19 protein-coding genes and 1 tRNA gene are annotated in these 19,500 nt (G+C 71.4%); 10 read left to right on the top strand and 10 right to left on the bottom strand.

Annotated features, from left to right (window positions below; translation table 11 throughout):
* Positions 1 to 213: 213 nt before the first annotated feature.
* The gene (locus tag ACZ4SF_RS19485; RefSeq protein ID WP_468385997.1) at positions 214 to 834 is read left to right on the top strand and encodes a MerR family transcriptional regulator; all 621 of its coding nucleotides are present in this window, start codon (positions 214 to 216) and stop codon (positions 832 to 834) included.
* A gap of 17 nt (positions 835 to 851) precedes the next feature.
* Here ACZ4SF_RS19485 and ACZ4SF_RS19480 read toward each other — a convergent pair whose 3' ends face one another.
* Positions 852 to 1,655, bottom strand: a complete 804-nt coding sequence (locus ACZ4SF_RS19480) for an exodeoxyribonuclease III (RefSeq protein ID WP_468385683.1) — start codon at positions 1,653 to 1,655, stop codon at positions 852 to 854.
* A gap of 81 nt (positions 1,656 to 1,736) precedes the next feature.
* On the opposite strand from ACZ4SF_RS19480, the gene ACZ4SF_RS19475 reads away from it, so the two are divergent.
* The gene (locus ACZ4SF_RS19475) at positions 1,737 to 2,213 is read left to right on the top strand and encodes a GNAT family N-acetyltransferase (protein ID WP_468385680.1); all 477 of its coding nucleotides are present in this window, start codon (positions 1,737 to 1,739) and stop codon (positions 2,211 to 2,213) included.
* A gap of 224 nt (positions 2,214 to 2,437) precedes the next feature.
* Here ACZ4SF_RS19475 and ACZ4SF_RS19470 read toward each other — a convergent pair.
* From ACZ4SF_RS19470 to galU, 7 genes are all read right to left on the bottom strand, one after another.
* A tRNA-Ala gene (locus ACZ4SF_RS19470) sits at positions 2,438 to 2,511 on the bottom strand.
* Positions 2,512 to 2,595: 84 nt separating this feature from the next.
* Positions 2,596 to 3,822, bottom strand: coding sequence for a divisome protein SepX/GlpR (gene sepX / locus ACZ4SF_RS19465; RefSeq protein ID WP_468385677.1), 1,227 nt, complete (start codon positions 3,820 to 3,822; stop codon positions 2,596 to 2,598).
* Positions 3,823 to 4,001: 179 nt separating this feature from the next.
* A complete protein-coding gene (locus ACZ4SF_RS19460; RefSeq protein ID WP_468385675.1) occupies positions 4,002 to 4,679 on the bottom strand; it encodes a GNAT family N-acetyltransferase in 678 nt (225 codons plus the stop codon).
* A 20-nt stretch (positions 4,680 to 4,699) separates the two neighbouring features.
* Entirely contained in the window at positions 4,700 to 5,203 is a 504-nt protein-coding gene (locus ACZ4SF_RS19455; protein WP_468385672.1) for a MogA/MoaB family molybdenum cofactor biosynthesis protein, read from the bottom strand.
* Positions 5,200 to 5,712, bottom strand: coding sequence for a cyclic pyranopterin monophosphate synthase MoaC (moaC, locus tag ACZ4SF_RS19450; protein WP_468385669.1), 513 nt, complete (start codon positions 5,710 to 5,712; stop codon positions 5,200 to 5,202). The genes ACZ4SF_RS19455 and moaC overlap by 4 nt, the downstream gene beginning before the upstream one ends.
* 85 nt (positions 5,713 to 5,797) lie before the next feature.
* Positions 5,798 to 7,120 (bottom strand): molybdotransferase-like divisome protein Glp, encoded by a 1,323-nt coding sequence (gene glp / locus ACZ4SF_RS19445; protein WP_468385666.1) that lies wholly within the window; start codon positions 7,118 to 7,120, stop codon positions 5,798 to 5,800.
* Entirely contained in the window at positions 7,117 to 8,028 is a 912-nt protein-coding gene (gene galU, locus ACZ4SF_RS19440; protein WP_468385663.1) for a UTP--glucose-1-phosphate uridylyltransferase GalU, read from the bottom strand. Before galU ends, glp begins: the two co-directional genes overlap by 4 nt.
* 134 nt (positions 8,029 to 8,162) lie before the next feature.
* Here galU and ACZ4SF_RS19435 point away from each other — a divergent pair, with 134 nt between their 5' ends.
* Positions 8,163 to 8,744, top strand: a complete 582-nt coding sequence (locus ACZ4SF_RS19435) for a 5-formyltetrahydrofolate cyclo-ligase (protein ID WP_468385995.1) — start codon at positions 8,163 to 8,165, stop codon at positions 8,742 to 8,744.
* A 124-nt stretch (positions 8,745 to 8,868) separates the two neighbouring features.
* Here ACZ4SF_RS19435 and ACZ4SF_RS19430 read toward each other — a convergent pair whose 3' ends face one another.
* Positions 8,869 to 11,700: a penicillin acylase family protein gene (locus ACZ4SF_RS19430; RefSeq protein WP_468385661.1), complete on the bottom strand. Its 2,832-nt coding sequence runs from the start codon at positions 11,698 to 11,700 to the stop codon at positions 8,869 to 8,871.
* 212 nt (positions 11,701 to 11,912) lie between these two features.
* Here ACZ4SF_RS19430 and ACZ4SF_RS19425 point away from each other — a divergent pair, with 212 nt between their 5' ends.
* From ACZ4SF_RS19425 to mscL, 6 genes are all read left to right on the top strand, one after another.
* Positions 11,913 to 13,418 carry a potassium/proton antiporter gene (locus ACZ4SF_RS19425; RefSeq protein ID WP_468385993.1) on the top strand — a complete coding sequence of 502 codons (1,506 nt, stop codon included), beginning with the start codon at positions 11,913 to 11,915 and terminating at the stop codon, positions 13,416 to 13,418.
* Positions 13,419 to 13,842: 424 nt separating this feature from the next.
* On the top strand, positions 13,843 to 15,141 hold the full coding sequence (locus tag ACZ4SF_RS19420) for an MFS transporter (RefSeq protein WP_468385658.1): 1,299 nt from the start codon (positions 13,843 to 13,845) through the stop codon (positions 15,139 to 15,141).
* Positions 15,142 to 15,208: 67 nt separating this feature from the next.
* Positions 15,209 to 15,505 carry an FmdB family zinc ribbon protein gene (locus ACZ4SF_RS19415; protein WP_468385656.1) on the top strand — a complete coding sequence of 99 codons (297 nt, stop codon included), beginning with the start codon at positions 15,209 to 15,211 and terminating at the stop codon, positions 15,503 to 15,505.
* Positions 15,506 to 15,610: 105 nt separating this feature from the next.
* Positions 15,611 to 16,444, top strand: a complete 834-nt coding sequence (locus tag ACZ4SF_RS19410; RefSeq protein WP_468385653.1) for an S-methyl-5'-thioadenosine phosphorylase — start codon at positions 15,611 to 15,613, stop codon at positions 16,442 to 16,444.
* Positions 16,445 to 16,597: 153 nt separating this feature from the next.
* A complete protein-coding gene (locus ACZ4SF_RS19405; protein ID WP_468385650.1) occupies positions 16,598 to 17,200 on the top strand; it encodes a hypothetical protein in 603 nt (200 codons plus the stop codon).
* Positions 17,201 to 17,338: 138 nt separating this feature from the next.
* Entirely contained in the window at positions 17,339 to 17,815 is a 477-nt protein-coding gene (gene mscL / locus ACZ4SF_RS19400) for a large conductance mechanosensitive channel protein MscL (protein ID WP_468385647.1), read from the top strand.
* Between the two features lie 19 nt (positions 17,816 to 17,834).
* Here the strand turns inward: mscL and ACZ4SF_RS19395 are convergent, their stop codons facing one another.
* The gene (locus ACZ4SF_RS19395) at positions 17,835 to 18,011 is read right to left on the bottom strand and encodes a hypothetical protein (protein WP_468385644.1); all 177 of its coding nucleotides are present in this window, start codon (positions 18,009 to 18,011) and stop codon (positions 17,835 to 17,837) included.
* Between the two features lie 208 nt (positions 18,012 to 18,219).
* On the opposite strand from ACZ4SF_RS19395, the gene ACZ4SF_RS19390 reads away from it, so the two are divergent.
* Positions 18,220 to 19,458, top strand: coding sequence for a low temperature requirement protein A (locus tag ACZ4SF_RS19390; RefSeq protein WP_468385641.1), 1,239 nt, complete (start codon positions 18,220 to 18,222; stop codon positions 19,456 to 19,458).
* Positions 19,459 to 19,500: the final 42 nt, after the last annotated feature.

Raw genomic sequence — 19,500 nt, 5'->3', positions numbered from 1 at the left:
CCTCCACGCATCACCTAGAAACTACGCCAGTGAACACTGGCGCAATGGGACTGTAGAGCAGCTCCGTACCGAGCGGTAGGGGGCGGAGGAGGGAAAGTTACCGGGGGTACACCATAGGCTTCGGGCGTGGCAGAGGACGCAGAACACCCGGAGCCGACCCGCCGGGGCATCCCCCGGAAGGCGGCACAGGCGGCAGCCGGACGCGAGTACCGCATGGAAGAACTGGCCCGGCTGGCCGGCATCACCGTGCGCACCCTGCGCTTCTACCGCGAGCGCAAGCTGCTGGCGCCACCCCGCCGCGAGGGCCGGATCGCCTGGTACGACGACCACCACCTGGCCCGGCTGCGCACCATCGCGGCCCTGCTGGAGCGCGGCCACACACTGAACGGCATCGCGGAACTCGCGGAGGCCCTCGACCAGGGCCGGGGCGTCGCCGACCTGCTCGGCGTCGGCACCCCCACCGAGGAGGAGCCGGTCCGCCTCACCCCCGAGGCCCTGGCCGCCCGCTTCGAGGGCGAGGTCACCCCGGAGAACCTCGCCTCCGCCATGGAACTGGGCTACCTCGGCACCGACGGCGACGAGATCGTCCACATCAGCCGGCGCCTGCTGGACGTCTCCTCCGCCCTGGTCCGCGAAGGCATCCCGCTCGCCGACGTCCTCACGGCCGCCGCCCGCGTCCGCGAACACGCCGACGCACTGGCCGAGCTCTTCGCCGACCTGATCCTGCGCCACGCCCCCGAGGAGGACCTCCAGCGCCTGCGCCCGCTGGCCCGCAGCGTCGTGGACGCGGAACTCTCACTGGCACTGGACCGCCGGCTGAACAAGCCGGAGTGAGCGGGCCGACGGCGCCGTCAGAGGCCGTATACGACGGTCACCGGGGCGTGGTCCGACCACCGCTCGGCGTGCGTGGCCGCGCGCTCGACGTAACCCTTGACCGCCCTGCCGGCGAGCCCGGGCGTGGAGACGTGGTAGTCGATGCGCCAGCCTGTGTCGTTGTCGAAAGCCCGCCCCCGGTACGACCACCAGGTGTACGGACCCTCGGTGTCCGGGTGCAGGGCGCGGACGACGTCGACGTACCCGCCGTCCTCGGCCGTGAACACGCGGCCGAGCCAGTCCCGTTCCTCCGGCAGGAAGCCCGAGTTCTTGGTGTTGGCGCGCCAGTTCTTCAGGTCGGCCTGCTGGTGGGCGATGTTCCAGTCGCCGCAGACGAGGACCTCGCGCCCGTCGGCGGCACAGCGCTCGCGCAGTTCCTTGAGGTGGGCGAGGAATTCGCCCATGAAGCGGACCTTCTCGTCCTGCCGCTCGGTGCCGACCTCGCCGGAGGGCAGATAGAGGGAGGCCACGGTGACGCCGGGCAGCTCGGCCTCGACGTAGCGCCCGCCGGTGTCGAACTCGGCCGAGCCGAACCCGACCCGGACACGGTCGGGCTCGCGCCGGGTGTAGAGGGAGACGCCCGCGCGGCCCTTGGCGGCGGCCGGGGCGTGCACGACGTGCCAGCCGTCGGGCTGCCGGACCTCCTCGGGCAGCTGGTGCGGCTCGGCGCGCACCTCCTGCAGGCAGACGACGTCCGCCTCGGTCCCGGCGAGCCACTCCACGAAGCCCTTCTTCGCGGCGGCCCGCAGCCCGTTCACGTTCACGGAGGTCACAGTCAGCACCCGGGCACGATACCGGCACACTTGTCGGGGTCCGAAAAAACCGGGGCCGTCCGACACTCGCATAGAAGTACGATGCCCAGCATGCTTATACGCCGTGTTCGTTTCGATCATCCTGACGCCGTCAAGCTGAACGACGAGGTCCAGGCCGAATACCACCTGCGCTACGGCGACGGAGGCGACGCCACCGTCCTGGAGCCCAGGGACTTCGCCCCGCCCCGGGGCGTGTATCTGATCGCGTACGACGAGCACGACCGCCCCGTCGCCTCCGGCGGCTGGCGCAGCCAGGACCGCAACGACGAGGGCAACGAGGACGGCGACGCCGAGCTGAAGCGGATGTTCGTCGTCGAGGCGATGCGCGGGCGGGGGCTGGCCCGCCGCATTCTCACGGCCCTGGAGGAGGACGCCCGTGCGGCCGGCCGCGTCCGCATGGTCCTGGAGACGGGCACCAAGCAGCCGGAGGCCATCGCTCTGTACGCGTCCTGCGGCTACGAGCCGTGCACCAAGTTCGGTTACTACCGGCACTACGAGGACAGCCGCTGCTTCGCCAAGCAGCTCTGAGTACGGCTCCGGCCGGTTCACCGGCGAGGTGAGCACCGGGCACCGCAGACCTGGCGGTCCGGCTCACCGGGAAGCGCGTCGGCGAACCGGCCGAGCACTGCCGCCACGCCTCGGTGGCGTACCCGCTTCCTCATGTCTCCGTCAGGAACGGGTTGCTGCCCTTCGCCGCCGTACAACATGTCAGAGCCCCGGTCGGTGATTACCGACCGGGGCTCTGAGCTGCGTGGACCTGAGGGGATTTGAACCCCTGGCCCCCTCGATGCGAACGAGGTGCGCTACCGGACTGCGCCACAGGCCCTTGCAACGAGTGAAACTTTAGCATCCCGATCGGGGTGCTTGGAAATCCGTTCCCTGACTGGTCAGAAGGGTGAGGGCGGCAGGGTCACTCGTTGGCGGCGCGCGGGCGCTCGCCCTCCTCGTACTGGTCGAAGAGCGGCGTGCGGCCACGCTCGCGTGCCCGGCGGGCGGAGGCGGCACGGCGGGCGTCGCTGCGGCCGCCCCCCGGCTTGTCCTCGGACGCGGACCCCGAGGCGGACCCGGACGCCGGCTCGGCGCCCTCGCCCTGCGGCGCGTGACCGGACTCGTGCTCGGGTGCGACCGCGCTGGACCGCGCCGAGCTCCAGGTGTCGGGTGCCCCCAGATCCACGTCCGAGGTGGCGCGGGGAGCGACCGGCGCGGTCACGTACGTCGGCAGGGGCACCGGTACCGGGTCCCAGCTGTCTCCGTGGCCGGGCCGCCGCTGCCGCTCGCGCTGCTGGTCGACCCACTCGGCGTGGTCGGTCTGCTCGACGAGGGCGCGCCGGTCCGCGGCGAGCGAGGAGAGGCCGGTGTCGGTCCCGGTGTCCGCGACCTCCTCCGGTTCGTCCGCGCCGGGGCCCGCCTCCAGGGGGCTGCGGCGGCGCGGCTGGTGCTCGCGCAGCCGCTGGGCCGCGGCCTCGGCGCGCCGGCGGTCCATCTGGTAGGCGAAGCGGCGGCGCTCCTGGGTCCGCAGATGTGCGATGTAGACGCTGAGCAGTACGGCGGGTACGCCGGGCGCCCAGAGGAAGGCGAGCCCGCCCACGGCGGCGACGATCGCGCCGAGCGTGAAGGTGAGGAAGAGCATCACCGTGGTGCGCCGGCGGCGTGCGAGCACCTTCGAGCGCTGGGCGCGTGCGGCGGCTGCCTGCGACGAGGGTGCTCGCCGTGGGGCGGGCACCCGCATCGGTGCGGGCGCGTCCGCGGACGGGTGGGCGGGTGCGGAGGCGGGTTCGGGCGCCGGTGCGGCACTCTGGTCGCGTGCCAGGTCCGCGGTGCCCGGCGCCTCGGGCTCGGCCTCCGTGGTGATCTGACGGCGGGTCGGAGGCATGGCGAAGGCCCGGACGTCCACCGAGTCGGTGACGGCGTCCGGTTCGCCGGCGTCCGGCTCCCCCTCCTGGGCGGAGCGCGCCCGCAGGTCCCTGGCGTATCGGCGCTCCATACCCGCCCGTCCGGACAGCAGCCGGATGGCGGTGCTGAAGCGTTCCGTCGGACGGGCCTCGTTCAGCTCGTCCTGCCTACGGAGCCACATCGGCACCAAGTAGGCGGCCCAGGCCCCGACAATGACTGCGTAGATGAGGCCGCTGCTGCTCACGCCTCACACGGTAGAGGGGTTTGCCTGAGGCCATCCGCCAATTGGACCGGTGTGTCGCACGATCTGGCTGATATTTCCAGCATTTTTTTCGACCGATGCGGTCAGAGAGCCGTCGCGGCGGCGAAAATTCATCGCTTCAAGACGGTCATCCGGCGATCAATTTCGAACGTATATTCCATTCAGGGACGCTCGGCGGGATTCCCCGGCATGTTCCGCCCGTTCCGCGCCGCGCCCGGCCGACCGGCCGGCCCCTCGGTGGGCTGCGTCCCCCCGGAGCGTGCCCGGTGCCACCGGGCGAGCAGACCGTCGGGCGCCTCTTCGGCGGTGAGCGCGTAGACGAGGTGGTCCCGCCAGGCGCCGTCGATGTGCAGATAGCGCGGCCGCAGGCCCTCCTCGCGGAATCCGAGTTTCTCCACGACCCGGCGGCTGGGCCGGTTCTCGGGGCGAATGCAGACCTCGACGCGGTGCAGTCCGACGGTGCGGAAACAGTGGTCCACCGCGAGCGCGACGGCCGTCGGCATCACCCCGCGCCCGGCCACGGCCTCGTCCACCCAGTAGCCGACGTGTCCCGAGCACATCGATCCCCAGGTGATCCCCGCGACGGTCAGCTGCCCGGCCAGCTGTCCCTGGTACTCGATGACGAACGGCAGCATCCGGCCCGCGCCGGCCTCGGACCGCAGATGCCTCACCATCTGGCGGTAGGTCGGCCGGTGCGCGATCGGCCCACTCGGCGTGGGCGGCGGAATGGTCGCCTCCCACGGGCGCAGCCAGTCGCGGTTGCGCCGGTTCACCTCGCGCCAGGCCCGCTGGTCGCGCAGCCTTATCGGCCGGAGGACGACATCGCCGTCCGCCAGCACGACGGGCCAGGAAGGGCTGTTCAGGTCGCACCCCCAGTGCTGCCGGGTCTGGGGTGGTCACCGCCGCGGATCTGGTCGACGGCGTGGATCAGCAGGGGCTCCAGGACGGCGAGGCCGTCCCGCACGCCGCCCGTGGAGCCCGGCAGATTGACGATCAGCGTCCGCCCCGCCACCCCGGCCACACCCCGGGAGAGCGCGGCGGCCGGCACCTTCTCCCGTCCGAACGCCCGGATGGCCTCGGCGATGCCCGGCACCTCGTAGTCGATCACCGCTCGGGTCGCCTCGGGCGTGCGGTCGGTGGGCGAGACGCCGGTGCCGCCGGTGGTGACGACGACGTCGTAACCGGCGTCGGCACCGGCGCGCAGGGCCGCCTCCACGGGGTCCCCGTCGGGGACGACCCGCGGACCGTCGACGCCGAACCCGAGGCCTTTGAGGCCGTCGGCGATCAGGGGGCCGCCCTTGTCCTCGTAGACGCCCGCGGCGGCCCTGTTGGAGGCGGTGACGACCAGCGCGCGGTAGGTCATGACCGGCTCCAGTCGCCCGACTTGCCGCCCGTCTTCTCCTCGACCCGTACGTCCGTGATGACCGCTCCCTTGTCGACCGCCTTGACCATGTCGATCACGGTGAGCGCGGCGACCGTCACCGCGGTGAGGGCCTCCATCTCGACACCCGTGCGGTCCGTGGTCTTCACGGTGGCCAGGATCTCCACGGCGTCGTCCGCGACCGACAGGTCCAGTTTCACACCGGACACCGACAACGGGTGGCACAGCGGGATCAGGTCCGGGGTGCGCTTGGCGCCCATGATGCCCGCGATCCGCGCCGTGGCCAGGGCGTCTCCCTTGGGAACCCCCTCACCGCGCAGCAGCTCGACCACGCGCGGTGAGACGAGGACGCGGCCGCTGGCGCGGGCGGTACGCGCGGTCACGTCCTTCCCGGAGACGTCGACCATGCGGGCCGCGCCCGCCTCGTCGATGTGCGTCAGTCGGTCCTGCACAGAGGGTCCGGGGGTCTCCCCCCGGGAAGGCACAGTCATGGTGTGTGGTGCTCCCGGTCCGGGCCCGTCGCAGTGCGGTGCGCGGGCCTGCTGTGCGCGACACGGTACCGCCAACCATGACGGCTCAGCTCAGCAGGACGACCTCGACCTCGGTACCGGGCTCGACGGACTCCACGTCCTCGGGGACGACGATCAGCGCGTCGGCCTGCGCCAGCGCCGCGATCAGGTGGGAACCGGCACCGCCCACGGGGACCACCTCGCCGTCGGCGTACGCGCCGCGCAGGAACTGGCGGCGCCCCTTCGGCGAGCGCAGCGCCTCGTCCGCTTTCAGGGCGGCCCGCGCGCGGGGCCGGTGGAGGTCGGTGAGGCCCATCAGCGCGCGGATGGCGGGGCGGACGAACAGTTCGAAGGAGACGTACGACGACACGGGGTTGCCGGGCAGCGCCAGCAGCGGGGTGTGGTCGGGGCCGATGGAGCCGAAGCCCTGGGGCTTGCCGGGCTGCATGGCGAGCTTGCGGAAGTCGACGCCGCTGCCCGCCTCGTCCTCGTCGCCGACGTACGACAGCGCCTCCTTGACGACGTCGTACGCACCGACGCTCACGCCGCCCGTGGTCACCAGCAGGTCGGCGCGGATGAGCTGGTCCTCGATGGTGGAGCGGAGGATCTCGGCGTCGTCGGCGACGGCACCCACCCGGTAGGCGATGGCACCCGCGTCCCGCGCGGCGGCGGTGAGGGCGAAGCTGTTGGAGTCGTAGATCCGGCCCGTGTCCAGTTCCGCGCCGGGCTGGACGAGTTCGCTGCCGGTGGACAGGACGACCACGCGCGGGCGCGGACGCACCCGTACCGTGCCGCGGCCGATCGCGGCGAGCAGGGCGATCTGCGGCGGGCCGAGGACCGTACCGGCCTCCAGGGCCCGGTCGCCGGCGCGCACGTCGCTGCCCTTGGCCCGCACGTGCGCGCGTGCCTCGACGGGGCGGTACACGTGCACGTGTCCCTCGGCGCCCTCGGGCGCCAGGCTGCGGGCGCGCATGCCGCTCACCGGGCCCTCGCCGAGCCCTCCGTCGGTCCACTCCACGGGGACGACGGCCTCGGCGCCGGGCGGCAGGGGCGCACCGGTCATGATGCGCGCGGCCTGTCCGGGGCCGACCCGGACCAGGTCGGCCGCGCCCGCCGCGACGTCCCCGACGACCTCCAGGGCGGCCGGGAACTCCTCGCCGGCGCCCGCCACGTCCGCGACCCGCACCGCGTACCCGTCCATGGAACTGTTGTCGAACGGCGGGAGTGAGACCGGCACCGTGACGTCGTCGACCAGGACGCAGCCCTGGGCGTCGAGCAGTTGCAGCTCGATGGGTTCGAGGGGACGGACGGTCGAGAGGATGTCCTCCAGGTGGTCGTCCACCGACCACAGGTCGTCCGGGCCGGCGGGGCGGGTCGCGGCGCTGCTCAAGACTGCTGCATCTCCTCGGCTACGTAACTGCGAAGCCAGGTCCGGAAGTCCGGGCCCAGGTCTTCACGTTCGCACGCGAGTCTGACAATGGCACGCAGATAGTCGCCACGGTCCCCGGTGTCGTAGCGGCGGCCCTTGAAGACGACGCCGTGCACCGGACCGCCGATCTTCTCGTCCTGGGCGAGCTGCTGGAGGGCGTCGGTGAGCTGGATCTCGCCGCCGCGGCCGGGCTCGGTCTTGCGCAGTATGTCGAAGATGTGCGGGTCGAGGACGTAGCGGCCGATGATCGCGTAGCTGGACGGGGCGTCCGCCGGGTCCGGCTTCTCGACGAGTCCGGTCACCTTCACGACGTCGCCGTCGGCGGTGCTCTCCACAGCGGCGCAGCCGTAGAGGTGGATCTGCTCGGGCGCGACCGCCATGAGGGCGATCACGCTGCCGCCGTGCTGCTCCTGGATCTCGATCATGCGCTGCAGCAGCGGGTCCCGCGGGTCGATCAGGTCGTCACCGAGGAGGACGGCGAACGGCTCGTGGCCGACGTGCGGGGCGGCGCACAGCACGGCGTGACCGAGGCCCCTGGGGTCGCCCTGGCGCACGTAGTGCATCGTGGCCAGGTCGCTGGACTCCTGCACCTTCGCGAGCCGTTCGGCGTCGCCCTTCTTCTCGAGCGCCGACTCCAGCTCGTAGTTGCGGTCGAAGTGATCCTCGAGCGGGCGCTTGTTGCGTCCGGTGATCATGAGCACGTCGTCGAGCCCCGCCGACACGGCCTCCTCGACCACGTACTGGATCGCCGGCTTGTCGACGACCGGCAGCATCTCCTTGGGAGTGGCTTTGGTAGCCGGCAGGAACCGGGTGCCGAGGCCGGCTGCGGGAATGACAGCCTTGCTGATCCTGGAGTGGGACTGAGTCATGCCCGCAACCATATCCGGTGCCTTTGCAGGGAATCTGGGGCTCCGGTTGCTTGACCCACATATGACCTGCATTGGGAAAGGTGCGAGAACGACCAGTGGAACACCACGGACGCACGGGCGAGCCTGACAAGCGCATGTTGCGGCGAGAGTTCCTCACGGTGAGGAACAGGTTGACGGCGGATGACGTGCGCGAGGCCGGCCGCGCGCTGGCGGAGCGCGCCCTGGAGCTGCCCGAGCTGGCACACGGGCGCACGGTGGCGGCGTACGTCTCCGTCGGGAGCGAACCGGGCACGCTCGCACTGCTGGACGCGCTGCGCGCGCGGGGCGTGCGTGTCCTGCTCCCCGCGCTGCTGCCGGACAACGACCTGGACTGGGGCGAGTACACCGGCCCCGGCTCCCTGGCGCGGGTTCAACACGGCGGGAAAATGGCGCTCTTCGAGCCCTCGGGCGCGCGTCTCGGCCCGGACGCCGTGACGGCCGCGGACGTCGTCCTGCTGCCCGGGCTCGCGGTGGACACGCGCGGGATGCGGCTGGGGCGCGGCGGCGGATCGTACGACCGCGTGCTGGCCCGCCTGGAGCGTGCGGGCGCTCGTCCCCGGCTCGTGGTGCTGCTCTACGACACGGAGGTCGTCGCCGACGTCCCGGTGGAGACGCACGACAAGCCGGTGCACGCGGTGGTGACGCCCTCCGGCGTGCGCCGCTTCCCGGGCGTCTGACCCGGCGCCCACGCCCTCGCGGGTGCTCCCGGCGTACGGGAAAGGGCCCTCCACGCGCGCGTGGGGGGCCCTTTTCCGTGGTGTGCCGTCCGGGTCCCCGGTCCTCAAGGGCACCGGGGGCGGCTCACGGCTCGAGGACGAGCGTGTCGCTCGTGCTTTCGCCGACCGCCTTCCGGGAGAACGACCAGGGCAGCAGCTCGCCCTTGACCCACTTGCCCGTCTGGTCGGTGTAGTGCGCGTTGTAGGCGTGCCCGGAGGCGCCGGTCAGGTTGATCCACCGGGACTTGTCCAGGTCGCGGAGGTTGACCACCATCCGCATGGACGGCACCCACACGACGTTGTAGCCGCCGGCGGCGTTCCAGCCGCTCGCGTTCACCGTGGCCTCGCCGCCGCTGAGCTTCCAGGGGCCGCGGTTGAGCAGGTACTGCAGGACCTTGGGCCCTTCGGTGCCGAGCGTCTGGTTCTTCAGGAACAGGCGGTGCAGCCGGCCCCAGCTCCAGGTGTCGATGTCCTTGCCGAGCTTGGCGGTCAGCTCCCAGCGGGCGTCGATCATGGCGCGGGCGAACAGCTCGTCGCGGTTCTCGGCCTTGGGCCGGGTGCCCGACGCGGGGGTCTTCCACCAGTCGCTGTCCGGCTTCTCCATCAGGGTCCGCACGACCTCGAACCAGCGGTCGCCGCCGTCCGGCTGCGCCTGGTCGGCATCGCGCTGGCCGCACTCGCGCACCTTGGTGTCGTCGTCCACCGGCCCGGTGCTGTCGATCTTGTCGACCCACAGGCACTGTCCCTTGACGCGCAGTTCCTTGGGCATCTTGTTGCCGAACGCGAGCTTCAGGATGTTGCGCCAGACGGCGTTGAAGTACGCGGCCGCGGCGGAGTCGGCGTCCTGGGTGTAGTCCCAGCCCTCCAGCAGCTTCTGCGCCTCGCGGACCTCCGGGTCGTCCAGGTTGAGCTTCAGCAGCTTGGGCACCAGGAGCTTGGCGATCTCGCTGCTGTTGTCCAGCTGCATCTGCCGCATGTCGTCGGTGGAGATCCGGCCGTCGCCCTTGATCTTGGACTCGATCAGGTCGGTGATGCGCTGGCTGCGGGCACCGTAGGCCCAGTCGGCGGTGAGCGTGTACGGGTACTTGCCCCGGTCGACCACGGCCTGGTTGGCGGTGACGATGTAGCCCCGCTCGGGGTCGTACTCGTAGGGCAGCTCGTCCTGCTCGATGAAGCCGGTCCAGCGGTACTTCGAGTCCCAGCCCGGTACCGGCATGGTGCCGGCGTCCTTGGCGGAGCGCGTGGGGATCTTGCCGGGCAGCGTGTAGCCGATGTGATTGTCCGTGCTGGCGAAGACCAGGTTCTGCGACGGCACGTCGAACAGGGCCGCCCCCGCGCGGAAGTCGCTCCAGTCCGCGGCCTTGTCGATGGCGAAGACGGCGTCCATGGAGGTGCCCGCGTCGAGCGCGGTCCACCTCAGGGCGATGCCGTAGCCGTCGCCCCGGTCGGGCGCGGCGGTGTTCACCGCGGCCTTCCTGCCGGCCTGGACCAGTTCGTCGTCACGGTCGGACAGCAGCGGCATCCCGTCCCGCGTCTGCCGGACGACGATCGTCTTCGGGGAGCCGCCGGCGACCTTGATGGTCTCCTCGCGGGTCTTGAAGGGCCGGACCTTGCCGTCGTACAGGTAGCCGCCCGAGCTGACCTTCTCCAGGTACAGGTCCGTGACGTCGACGCCGGAGTTGGTCATACCCCAGGCGATCTTGTCGTTGTGGCCGATGATCACACCGGGCATGCCGGCAAAGGTGTAGCCGGTGACGTCGAACTGGCACTTGTCCGAGACGGTCCGGCAGTGCAGGCCCATCTGGTACCAGACGGAGGGCAGGGACGCCGACAGGTGCGGGTCGTTGGCGAGCAGCGGCTTGCCGGTGATGGTGTACTTCCCCGCGACCACCCATGAGTTGGAGCCGATGCCCTGGCCGTTCACGCCGACGGCCGTGGGGAGATCGTCGAGGACCTTGTAGAGGCCTCCCAGCTGGCTCGTGAGGCCCGAACCTGTGCCTGCCGAGGTGGAGGAGCCGGTCGTGCCCGTCGTGCCCTGAGAGCCGCTCGTGGTGCCGCCGGCCGTGCCCTGGGAACCGCCGGCCGTGCCCTGACCGGTATTGGCGGATCCGCTCTGCTCGAAGGCCTTGGTCAGCTCGTCGTACCGGCCTTCCTGCACGATCGGCTTGTGACGGCCGTAGGGGTAGGCCGGGTACAGGTCCTGGATCTGCTGCGGGCCGAGGCGGCTGGTCATCAGGGCGCGGTCGACCTCGTCCTGCATGTTGCCGCGCAGGTCCCAGGCCATCGCCTTCAGCCAGGAGACCGAGTCGACCGGGGTCCACTTCTCCGGCTTGTAGTCGTTGTCGAAGCCCAGGGCCGCGTACTCCAGGGAGATGTCCTTGCCGTCCTTGCCCTGGAGGTAGGCGTTGACCCCCTTGGCGTAGGCCTGGAGGTACTTCTTCGTGGAGGCCGAGAGCTTGGTCTCGTACTCCTGCGCGGCGATCCGGTCCCAGCCCAGAGTGCGCAGGAACTCGTCGTTCTCGACCTGGCCCTTGCCGAACATCTCCGACAGGCGCCCGGAGGTCATGTGCCGGCGCACGTCCATCTCGTAGAACCGGTCCTGCGCCTGGACGTAGCCCTGCGCCATGAACAGGTCCTCGTCCGAGGACGCGTAGACCTGCGGGATGCCGTAGCCGTCCCGCTTGACGTCGACCGGTCCGGACAGGCCGTCGAGCTTGATGGTGCCCGTGGTCTGCGGGAAGGAGGCCCGGACGGTACTGATCGACCACCACGCGCCGTAGGCGATGCCTCCGATGATGGCCAGAACCAGCACAAGCACGACCAGTCGGGCTTTGCGCCCCTTCTTCCTGCCGGACTTGACGGACGTGGCACCCGTTGTGGCGGTGTCACCCGTTGTGGCGGTGGTGTTGGGGGGCATCGCTGTCCTTGCTGTCCTAACGCGAGCGGCAGGTCGGGCTGTGACTTTGAATGAGCGCTGGAGCAACCATAGGCGTAGGGCCCTGTCCCGCTTGACGCGGAGTCGGGAACCAGCGCGTACGAGCGTTCGATCTTGCCTTGGCGAACGTCAAGAAAGCGTCAAGAGTTAGGTAAGGTAACGAAGTAACCGGAGGTCCCCAGAGGAGGCGCCCGCTGACTGTCCACCACCTCAACCAGCTCCTGCTCGCCTGCTCCGTCGTCCTGCTCGTCGCCGTCGCGGCCGTCCGGGTCTCCTCGCGCAGCGGGCTCCCCAGCCTGCTCATCTACCTCGGGATCGGCGTCCTGATGGGCCAGGACGGCATCGCGGACATCCACTTCAACAGCGCCGAAGTGACCCAGGTCATGGGCTACGCCGCCCTGGTCGTGATCCTCGCCGAGGGCGGCCTGGGCACGAAGTGGAAGGAGGTCCGGCCGGTCCTGTCGTCCGCCGCCACCCTGGCGACCCTGGGCGTCGCGGTCAGCGTGGGGGTGACCGCGGCGGGCGCGCACTATCTGGTCGGGCTGGAATGGCGGCAGGCGCTCATCATCGGTGCGGTGGTGTCGTCGACGGACGCGGCGGCGGTCTTCTCGGTGCTGCGCAGAATCCCCCTCCCCGCGCGCGTGACGGGCACGCTGGAGGCGGAGTCCGGCTTCAACGACGCCCCGGTGGTCATCCTGGTCGTCGCCTTCTCCACGGCCGGCCCGGTGGAGCACTGGTACGTCCTGCTGGGCGAGATCGTCCTGGAACTGGCCATCGGCGCGGCCACAGGGCTCGCGGTGGGCTGGTTCGGCGCCTGGGGCCTCCGGCACGTCGCCCTCCCGGCGTCCGGCCTCTACCCGATCGCCGTGCTCGCCATCGCCGTCACGGCCTACGCCGCCGGCGCCCTGGGGCACGGCAGCGGCTTCCTGGCCGTCTACCTGGCCTCCATGGTGCTCGGCAACGCCAGGCTTCCCCACTGGGCCGCCACGCGCGGCTTCGCCGAGGGACTCGGCTGGATCGCCCAGATCGGCATGTTCGTCGTACTCGGCCTGCTGGTCACCCCGCACGAGCTGGGCGACGACATCTGGCCCGCCCTGGTCATCGGGCTGGTGCTGACCATGGTGGCCCGGCCGCTGAGCGTGGTGTTCAGCCTGACGCCGTTCCGGGTGCCGTGGCGGGAGCAGGCCCTGATGTCGTGGGCGGGACTGCGCGGCGCCGTGCCCATCATCCTGGCGACCATCCCCATGGTGAACGGCGTCGCCGGCAGCCGCAGCATCTTCAACATCGTCTTCGTCCTGGTCGTCGTCTACACCCTCGTCCAGGGGCCGACCCTGCCCTGGCTGGCCCGCACCCTGCGCCTGGGCGAGCAGGGCGAGGCCTCCGACCTCGGCATCGAGTCGGCGCCCCTGGAGCGGCTGCGCGGGCACCTGCTGTCCGTCTCGATCCCCGAGGAATCCCGGATGCACGGCGTGGAGGTCAACGAGCTGCGGCTGCCGGCCGGCGCTGCCGTCACCCTCGTGGTCCGCGAAGGGAAATCGTTCGTTCCGCTGCCCTCGACGGTGCTGCGGCGCGGCGACGAGCTGCTGGTCGTCGCCACCGACCCGGTCCGCGACGCGGCGGAACGGCGCCTGCGGGCGGTCGCCCACGGCGGCAAGCTGGCGGGCTGGCTGGGCACCGACGGGGCGGGCGGCTCACGCTGAGGCGGGCAGGCCGCACGGCGGGCAGTTCGCACCGAGGGCAGCTCACGCCGAAGCGGGCAGTTCGCCTGACGGCGGGCGGCTCATCTCAAGGGCGCACCCGCGCGCGCAGAGCGTCCAGGTCCCCTCAAGTACGGGCGGCTGCCGTGAAGGGCGGATTCCGTGCCGTTCGCGCCTTCCGAATCCCAGGTGACCAGGCCGCATGGTGCTCGCTTTCACAGCCGCACAAGGCGCTGGTCCCTGTAGGATGACGGAACCTGATCGAACCAACTCTGCCTGACGCAGAGCTGGCGCGACCGTATGGCGGCCGCGTCGCCCCCCACCCGCAGTGGGCGCCGGTATCTACCGCAGTCCGCGCAAGAGGACAGCTCTCGGCGCCCGGGCCCGCACGGGGCCCGCGCTACCAGGCGGCAGAAAGGCACGGGCCGTGGGATCCACGGTCACCACCACCGAGCCGGAGAAGACCTCGCCGGCGTCGTCCCGCCCGGGATACGGACAGCTGCTGCGCACCCGCGGCGCCTGGACCTTCCTGCTCCCCGGCTTCGCAGCACGTCAGCCGTTCGCGATGCTGACGATCTCCATCGTGCTGCTCGTCCAGCACACCACCGGCTCCTACGGCGCCGCGGGTGCCGCCGCGGCCGCGACCGGCGTCTCCATGGCACTGTTCGCGCCCTACAGCGGCCGCCTCGCCGACCGCTACGGCCAGCGCGCCGTGCTGATCCCCGGTGTCCTGGTGCACACCCTCTCCGGCCTGACCCTGACGGTGCTCGCGCTGGCCCACGCGCCCCTGTGGGCGCTGTTCCTGGCGGCCGTCCCGACCGGCGCCTCGGTGCCGCAGGTCGGTCCCATGGTGCGGGCGCGCTGGGGTGTGAAGCTGCAGGGTTCGCCGCTGATGGCGACGGCGGCGGCCTTCGAGTCGGTCACCGACGAGCTGACCTTCGTCCTCGGCCCCCTGCTGGCGACCGCGCTGTGCACCACCGTGACACCGTCGGCCGGCCTGGTCACGGAGGCCGCGCTGACCCTCGTCGGCGGTCTGCTGTTCGCCGCGCAGAAGAGCACCCAGCCTGCGGTGACCGCCCGGGACGGGCACGCGCGCGTGGAGCACGCCTCCGCCCTGCGCATCCCGGGCGTGCGGGTGCTGGTCGTGACCTTCCTCGGCATCGGTTCGGTCTTCGGCGGCATGCAGGTGGCGCTCGCGGCCTTCACCGAGTCGATCGGCGAGCCCGGCCTGAACGGCGTCCTGTACGGCACGTTCGCCGCCGGCAACATGCTCTCCGGCATCGCCTGCGGCGCGATCGCCTGGAAGGTGGCCCCGCACAAGCGCCTGGTCGTCGGCTACACGGCACTGGCACTGGCCGCGTCCGCCCTGTGGACGGCACACTCGGTGCTGCTGCTCGCCGCGCTCGGCCTGCTGGTCGGCATGTGCATCGCCCCGGCCCTGATCACGGGCTACACGCTGGTCGAGGGCCTGGTCCCGGCCGGCGCCCGCACCGAGGCCTTCACCTGGCTGACCGGCGCGGTCGCTCTCGGCCAGGCCGCCGCCGTCACGGTCGCCGGACAGCTGGAGGACCGGCTCTGGGGCGGCGCGGGATTCCTGGTGCCCATGGCCGGCACGGTGCTCGCGCTGGCGGTCCTGGTGGCGCTGCGGTCGCTGCTGATCGCGCGGCCGGTGAACCGTACGGTCGCACGTGGCGTCGGTCACCGCGTGCCGGTGACGGTGGACTGATCCCCGGGAATACGTCACTATGGACCGTCGTTAGCACTCATCGAGTGAGAGTGCCAGGAGGAAGACAGTGCCGACCTACCAGTACCAGTGCACCGAGTGCGGCGAGGGCCTCGAGGCGGTGCAGAAGTTCACCGACGACGCCCTGACCGAGTGCCCCGACTGCCAGGGCCGCCTGAAGAAGGTGTTCTCCGCGGTCGGCATCGTCTTCAAGGGCTCCGGCTTCTACCGCAACGACTCCCGCGGCTCCACGTCGAGCAGCACGCCGGCGTCGAAGCCGTCCAGCACGTCGACCGACTCGAAGGCGTCCTCGTCGACGACCTCGTCCTCGTCGTCGTCCTCGTCGTCCTCCAGCTCCGCCGCCTGAGGCCCGTCCTCTCACCCCGACCCTGCCGTCCGAGCGACGGCAGGGTCTTCGGCGTTCCCCGGCACCGTCTGCCCCGCTGTCCGGCCGCCAGCTAGTGTGCTGGTCATGGCGAACGCAGAGATCGGCGTAATTGGCGGCTCGGGTTTCTACTCGTTCCTGGACGACGTGACCGAGATCCAGGTGGAGACCCCCTACGGGCCGCCCAGCGACTCCCTCTTCCTCGGCGAGGTCGCCGGCCGCCGGGTCGCCTTCCTGCCCCGGCACGGCCGGGGGCACCATCTGCCGCCGCATCGCATCAACTACCGAGCCAACCTGTGGGCGCTGCGCTCGGTCGGGGTCCGGCAGGTCCTCGGTCCCTGCGCGGTCGGCGGGCTGCGGCCCGAGTACGGCCCCGGCACCCTGCTCGTGCCGGACCAGATGGTGGACCGTACGAAGTCCCGGGCGCAGACCTACTTCGACGGGCTGCCCCTGCCCGACGGCACCATTCCGAACGTCGTGCACGTCTCCCTGGCCGACCCCTACTGCCCCAGTGGGCGGGCCGCCGCGTTGAAGGCGGCGCGCGGCCGGGACTGGGAGCCGGTGGACGGCGGGACGCTGGTCGTGGTCGAGGGTCCGCGCTTCTCGACACGCGCCGAATCCCTGTGGCACCAGGCGCAGGGCTGGTCGGTGGTGGGCATGACGGGCCATCCCGAAGCGGCACTCGCCCGGGAACTGGAGCTGTGCTACACCTCGCTGTCGCTGGTCACCGACCTCGACGCGGGCGCCGAGACCGGCGAGGGCGTCTCGCACGAGGAGGTGCTGCAGGTCTTCGCGGCCAACGTGGACCGGCTCCGCGGGGTGCTGTTCGACGCGGTGGCGGCACTGCCGGACACGGAGGCACGGGACTGCCTGTGCTTGGACGCGCTCGGCGGGATGCATCCGGGGTTCGACCTGCCGTAGGGGACGCCCGGGCTGCGGCGCCGGGCGGAACTCATCGTTCGGGTGGGCGAGTTTTCCACAATCGGCCCGTATTCCACCGGCTCCGGCGAGATTCGGTGCGAGGCCTCATCGTGGCATCGCAAGCCGAATTCCTCGTCGCAGGCGGTGATTCCCGTGCCTTCCTCCTCGTCGACCCCGACGCCGTCCTCGCTCGCCCGCCCCACCCGCTCCTCTTTCCCGCCGCCGCTCCGGCCGCCGCGCCCGCTGGGCACGGACGCCCCGGCGACCTGCGCAGTACCGCCGTTCGACCCCGTGCGCGTGCGCGGCGGGCGGTACCAGCTGCAGCGGCTCGTACGGCATCGCCGGCGTGCCATCGCGGCCGGCCTCGCAGTGACCGCCGCGGCGCTCGTGGCCGCGGGGCCCCGGTCCGGTCCGGCCCCGCGGGAGGCGGAGCGGCCCCGCGGACCCGCGATCGCGGAACCGGTACGACGGCACCCCGCGGCGGACCTGGTGACGGCACCGGTGCGGATCGCCGACGCCGCCACGGTGCACCTGCTCCGGCCCGGTGACCGCGTCGACGTCATCGCCGCCGAGGACCCCCCGGCCGCGGGTGGCGCCCGGGTCCTCGCCCGCGGTGTGCGGGTGACGAAGGTGCCGGAGCCGCTGGACGGTGCCACCGAGAGCGGGGCTTTGGTCGTGCTGTCGGTGCCACGGGCCACGGCGGCACGGCTGGTCGGTGCGAGCGCCACCGCCCGCCTGGCGGTGACGCTGTGCTGAACCGGCTCTTACGTGTTCTCGGCGGCTTCCTGGCACATAACCGGATCGTGCCGGGGGACTGGACACGACGGCCGCACCGTGCCGTAGGTTGCGGAGCGTTTCGTTCCACACCCGGTGCATGCGAGGAGAGTTCTCTAGGTGAGTGCGAAGAACGAACCGAGCGTCCTGCGGGGCTTCAAAGCCTTCCTGATGCGCGGCAACGTAGTCGAGCTGGCGGTCGCGGTGGTCATCGGCGCGGCTTTCACGAACATCGTGAACGCGCTGGTGAAGGGGATCATCAATCCGCTGGTCGGAGCGATCGGCACGCAGAACCTCGACAACTACAGCTCCTGCCTGAAGGACCCGTGCAAGGTGACCGCGGACGGCACGGTGAAGAGCGGCGTGCCCATCCTGTGGGGTTCCGTCCTGGGATCCGCGCTCACCTTCGTGATCACCGCGGCGGTGGTGTACTTCCTGATGGTCCTGCCGATGTCGAAGTACCTGGCCCGGCAGGCGGCCCGCAAGGCGGCGCGGGAGGGCACGCAGAAGGTCGCCGAGGTGACCGAGCTGGAGGTGCTCAAGGAGATACGCGACGCTCTGGTCGCCCAGCGCGGCGCGGGGCACGGCGAGCGCTAGCACCGCTGCCGCGGCCGGCTCAGAGGTGGTGGGGCGGCTTCTCGTCGAGGAAGCGCTTCAGGTCGGCGGCGCTGTCGCGGTCCGAGCGCTCGCCCCAGCCACGGTCGGTGTCGTCCGAGGACTGCTGGTCCAGCGGGTCGTCGAAGACCAGCGCAGGCTTCTGGTCGCGCTGCTCGGGTCGGGGGGCGGTGCTCATGCCTCAAGGGTACGGCTCCTGCCGGGACGGCCCGGCCGGGCTCGCGCGGCGGGTGCCCGACGGCGGGGGGGCGCCGGTGGCCTCGGGGCACGGTGACCGGGTGGGAGAAGCGTTCCGCGAACCGGAGATATGGACGGACCTGGGCACTTCGTTCACTTGTGCGCCTGTTCGCAAGATTTTGGGCCGGTTTTCTGCTGTCCTGGGAATCATGACGTCGAGTTCCGCTCCGGCGCCCGCCCCCTCGGGCGCACCGCAGCCCTCCGGCCCCCTGCGACGGCTCACCGCACGCGAACGTCACGAGGCACACCGCGTCGCCTCCCCCCTGGAACTGTTCTTCGACCTGTGCTTCGTCGTGGCGGTCGCGCAGGCGGGCATGCAACTGGTGCACGCAGTCGCGGAAGGGCACGCGGGCGAGGGAATCCTCAACTACGCGATGGTGTTCTTCGCCATCTGGTGGGCGTGGATGAACTTCAGCTGGTTCGCCTCGGCGTACGACAACGACGACGCGCTCTACCGCGTCGTCACCCTGGTGCAGGTCGCCGGTGTCCTGGTCCTGGCCGCCGGTGTCTCCCGGGCGTTCGTGCACCACGACTTCCTGCTGGTCCTGCTCGGTTACGTGATCATGCGGCTGGCGGTGGCCGCGCAGTGGCTGAGAGCCGCCCGGTCGGCGACGGACGCGGAACGCTCCATGGCGGTGCGGTACGCGTGCGGCGTGCTGCTGTGTCAGGTGGGCTGGGTCGGCCTGGTGCTGCTGCCCGAGCCGGCCCGGCCCTGGGTGTTCCTGGTGATGGCGACCGCGGAACTGTGCGTGCCGCTGTACGCCGAGAGGCACCACGAGACCTCCTGGCATCCGCATCACATCGCCGAGCGGTACGGCCTGTTCACGATCATCGTGCTCGGCGAGACGATCGCCGCGGCCACGGTCGCCGTGAAGTCGGGCGTGGACGAGCACCGCGCGCTGGGCGAACTGCTGCCCATCGCGGCGGGCGGGCTGCTGATCGTCTTCTCCGCGTGGTGGATCTACTTCGTGGTGCCCATCCACGGTCATCTCCGGTCCAGCAGGCGGGCGTTCGTCTGGGGCTACGGCCACTATCTGGTCTTCGCCTCGGCAGCGGCGATCGGCGCGGGGCTGGAGGTGGCCGTGGAGCAGGCGGTCGGCAAGGCGCACATCTCGACGCTGTCCGCGTCCGCGGCCGTCACCCTGCCGACGGCGCTGTACCTGCTGAGCGTGTGGGCGTTGCACTCGCGCCACTTCAAGGTGGGCATCGCCGAGCAACTGGTGCTGCCGGCCGCGGCTCTCCTGGTGATCTGCTGCACCTTCCTGGGCGACTGGGCGGTACTCGCGGCGGGACTCGTGTCCTCGGCCGCGGTGGCGGTCGGGGTGACACTGACGGCGCGTACGAGCAGCCGGCAGCGAGAGGCGGACGCCACCGACCCGGCCGGCTGAAGTCCGCCGGGGGGCGTTGCCACCTGGGCCAGACTGGCCCGC

The organism is Streptomyces sp. NPDC027663 (assembly GCF_055566415.1).
The sequence above is the reverse complement of the archived record's forward strand: the minus strand, read 5'-3'. Positions and strand labels throughout refer to the sequence as shown.

Bases quoted from the DNA above. Each gene is read 5' to 3' on its own strand.
- ACZ4SF_RS19485 (WP_468385997.1), top strand. From the start codon at position 214: ATGGAAGAACTGGCCCGGCTGGCCGGCATCACCGTGCGCACCCTGCGC.
- ACZ4SF_RS19475 (WP_468385680.1), top strand. From the start codon at position 1,737: ATGCTTATACGCCGTGTTCGTTTCGATCATCCTGACGCCGTCAAGCTG.
- ACZ4SF_RS19455 (WP_468385672.1), bottom strand. From the start codon at position 5,203: ATGACCTACCGCGCGCTGGTCGTCACCGCCTCCAACAGGGCCGCCGCG.
- moaC (WP_468385669.1), bottom strand. From the start codon at position 5,712: ATGACTGTGCCTTCCCGGGGGGAGACCCCCGGACCCTCTGTGCAGGAC.
- galU (WP_468385663.1), bottom strand. From the start codon at position 8,028: ATGACTCAGTCCCACTCCAGGATCAGCAAGGCTGTCATTCCCGCAGCC.
- ACZ4SF_RS19435 (WP_468385995.1), top strand. From the start codon at position 8,163: ATGTTGCGGCGAGAGTTCCTCACGGTGAGGAACAGGTTGACGGCGGAT.
- ACZ4SF_RS19430 (WP_468385661.1), bottom strand. From the start codon at position 11,700: ATGCCCCCCAACACCACCGCCACAACGGGTGACACCGCCACAACGGGT.
- ACZ4SF_RS19410 (WP_468385653.1), top strand. From the start codon at position 15,611: ATGGCGAACGCAGAGATCGGCGTAATTGGCGGCTCGGGTTTCTACTCG.
- ACZ4SF_RS19395 (WP_468385644.1), bottom strand. From the start codon at position 18,011: ATGAGCACCGCCCCCCGACCCGAGCAGCGCGACCAGAAGCCTGCGCTG.
- ACZ4SF_RS19390 (WP_468385641.1), top strand. From the start codon at position 18,220: ATGACGTCGAGTTCCGCTCCGGCGCCCGCCCCCTCGGGCGCACCGCAG.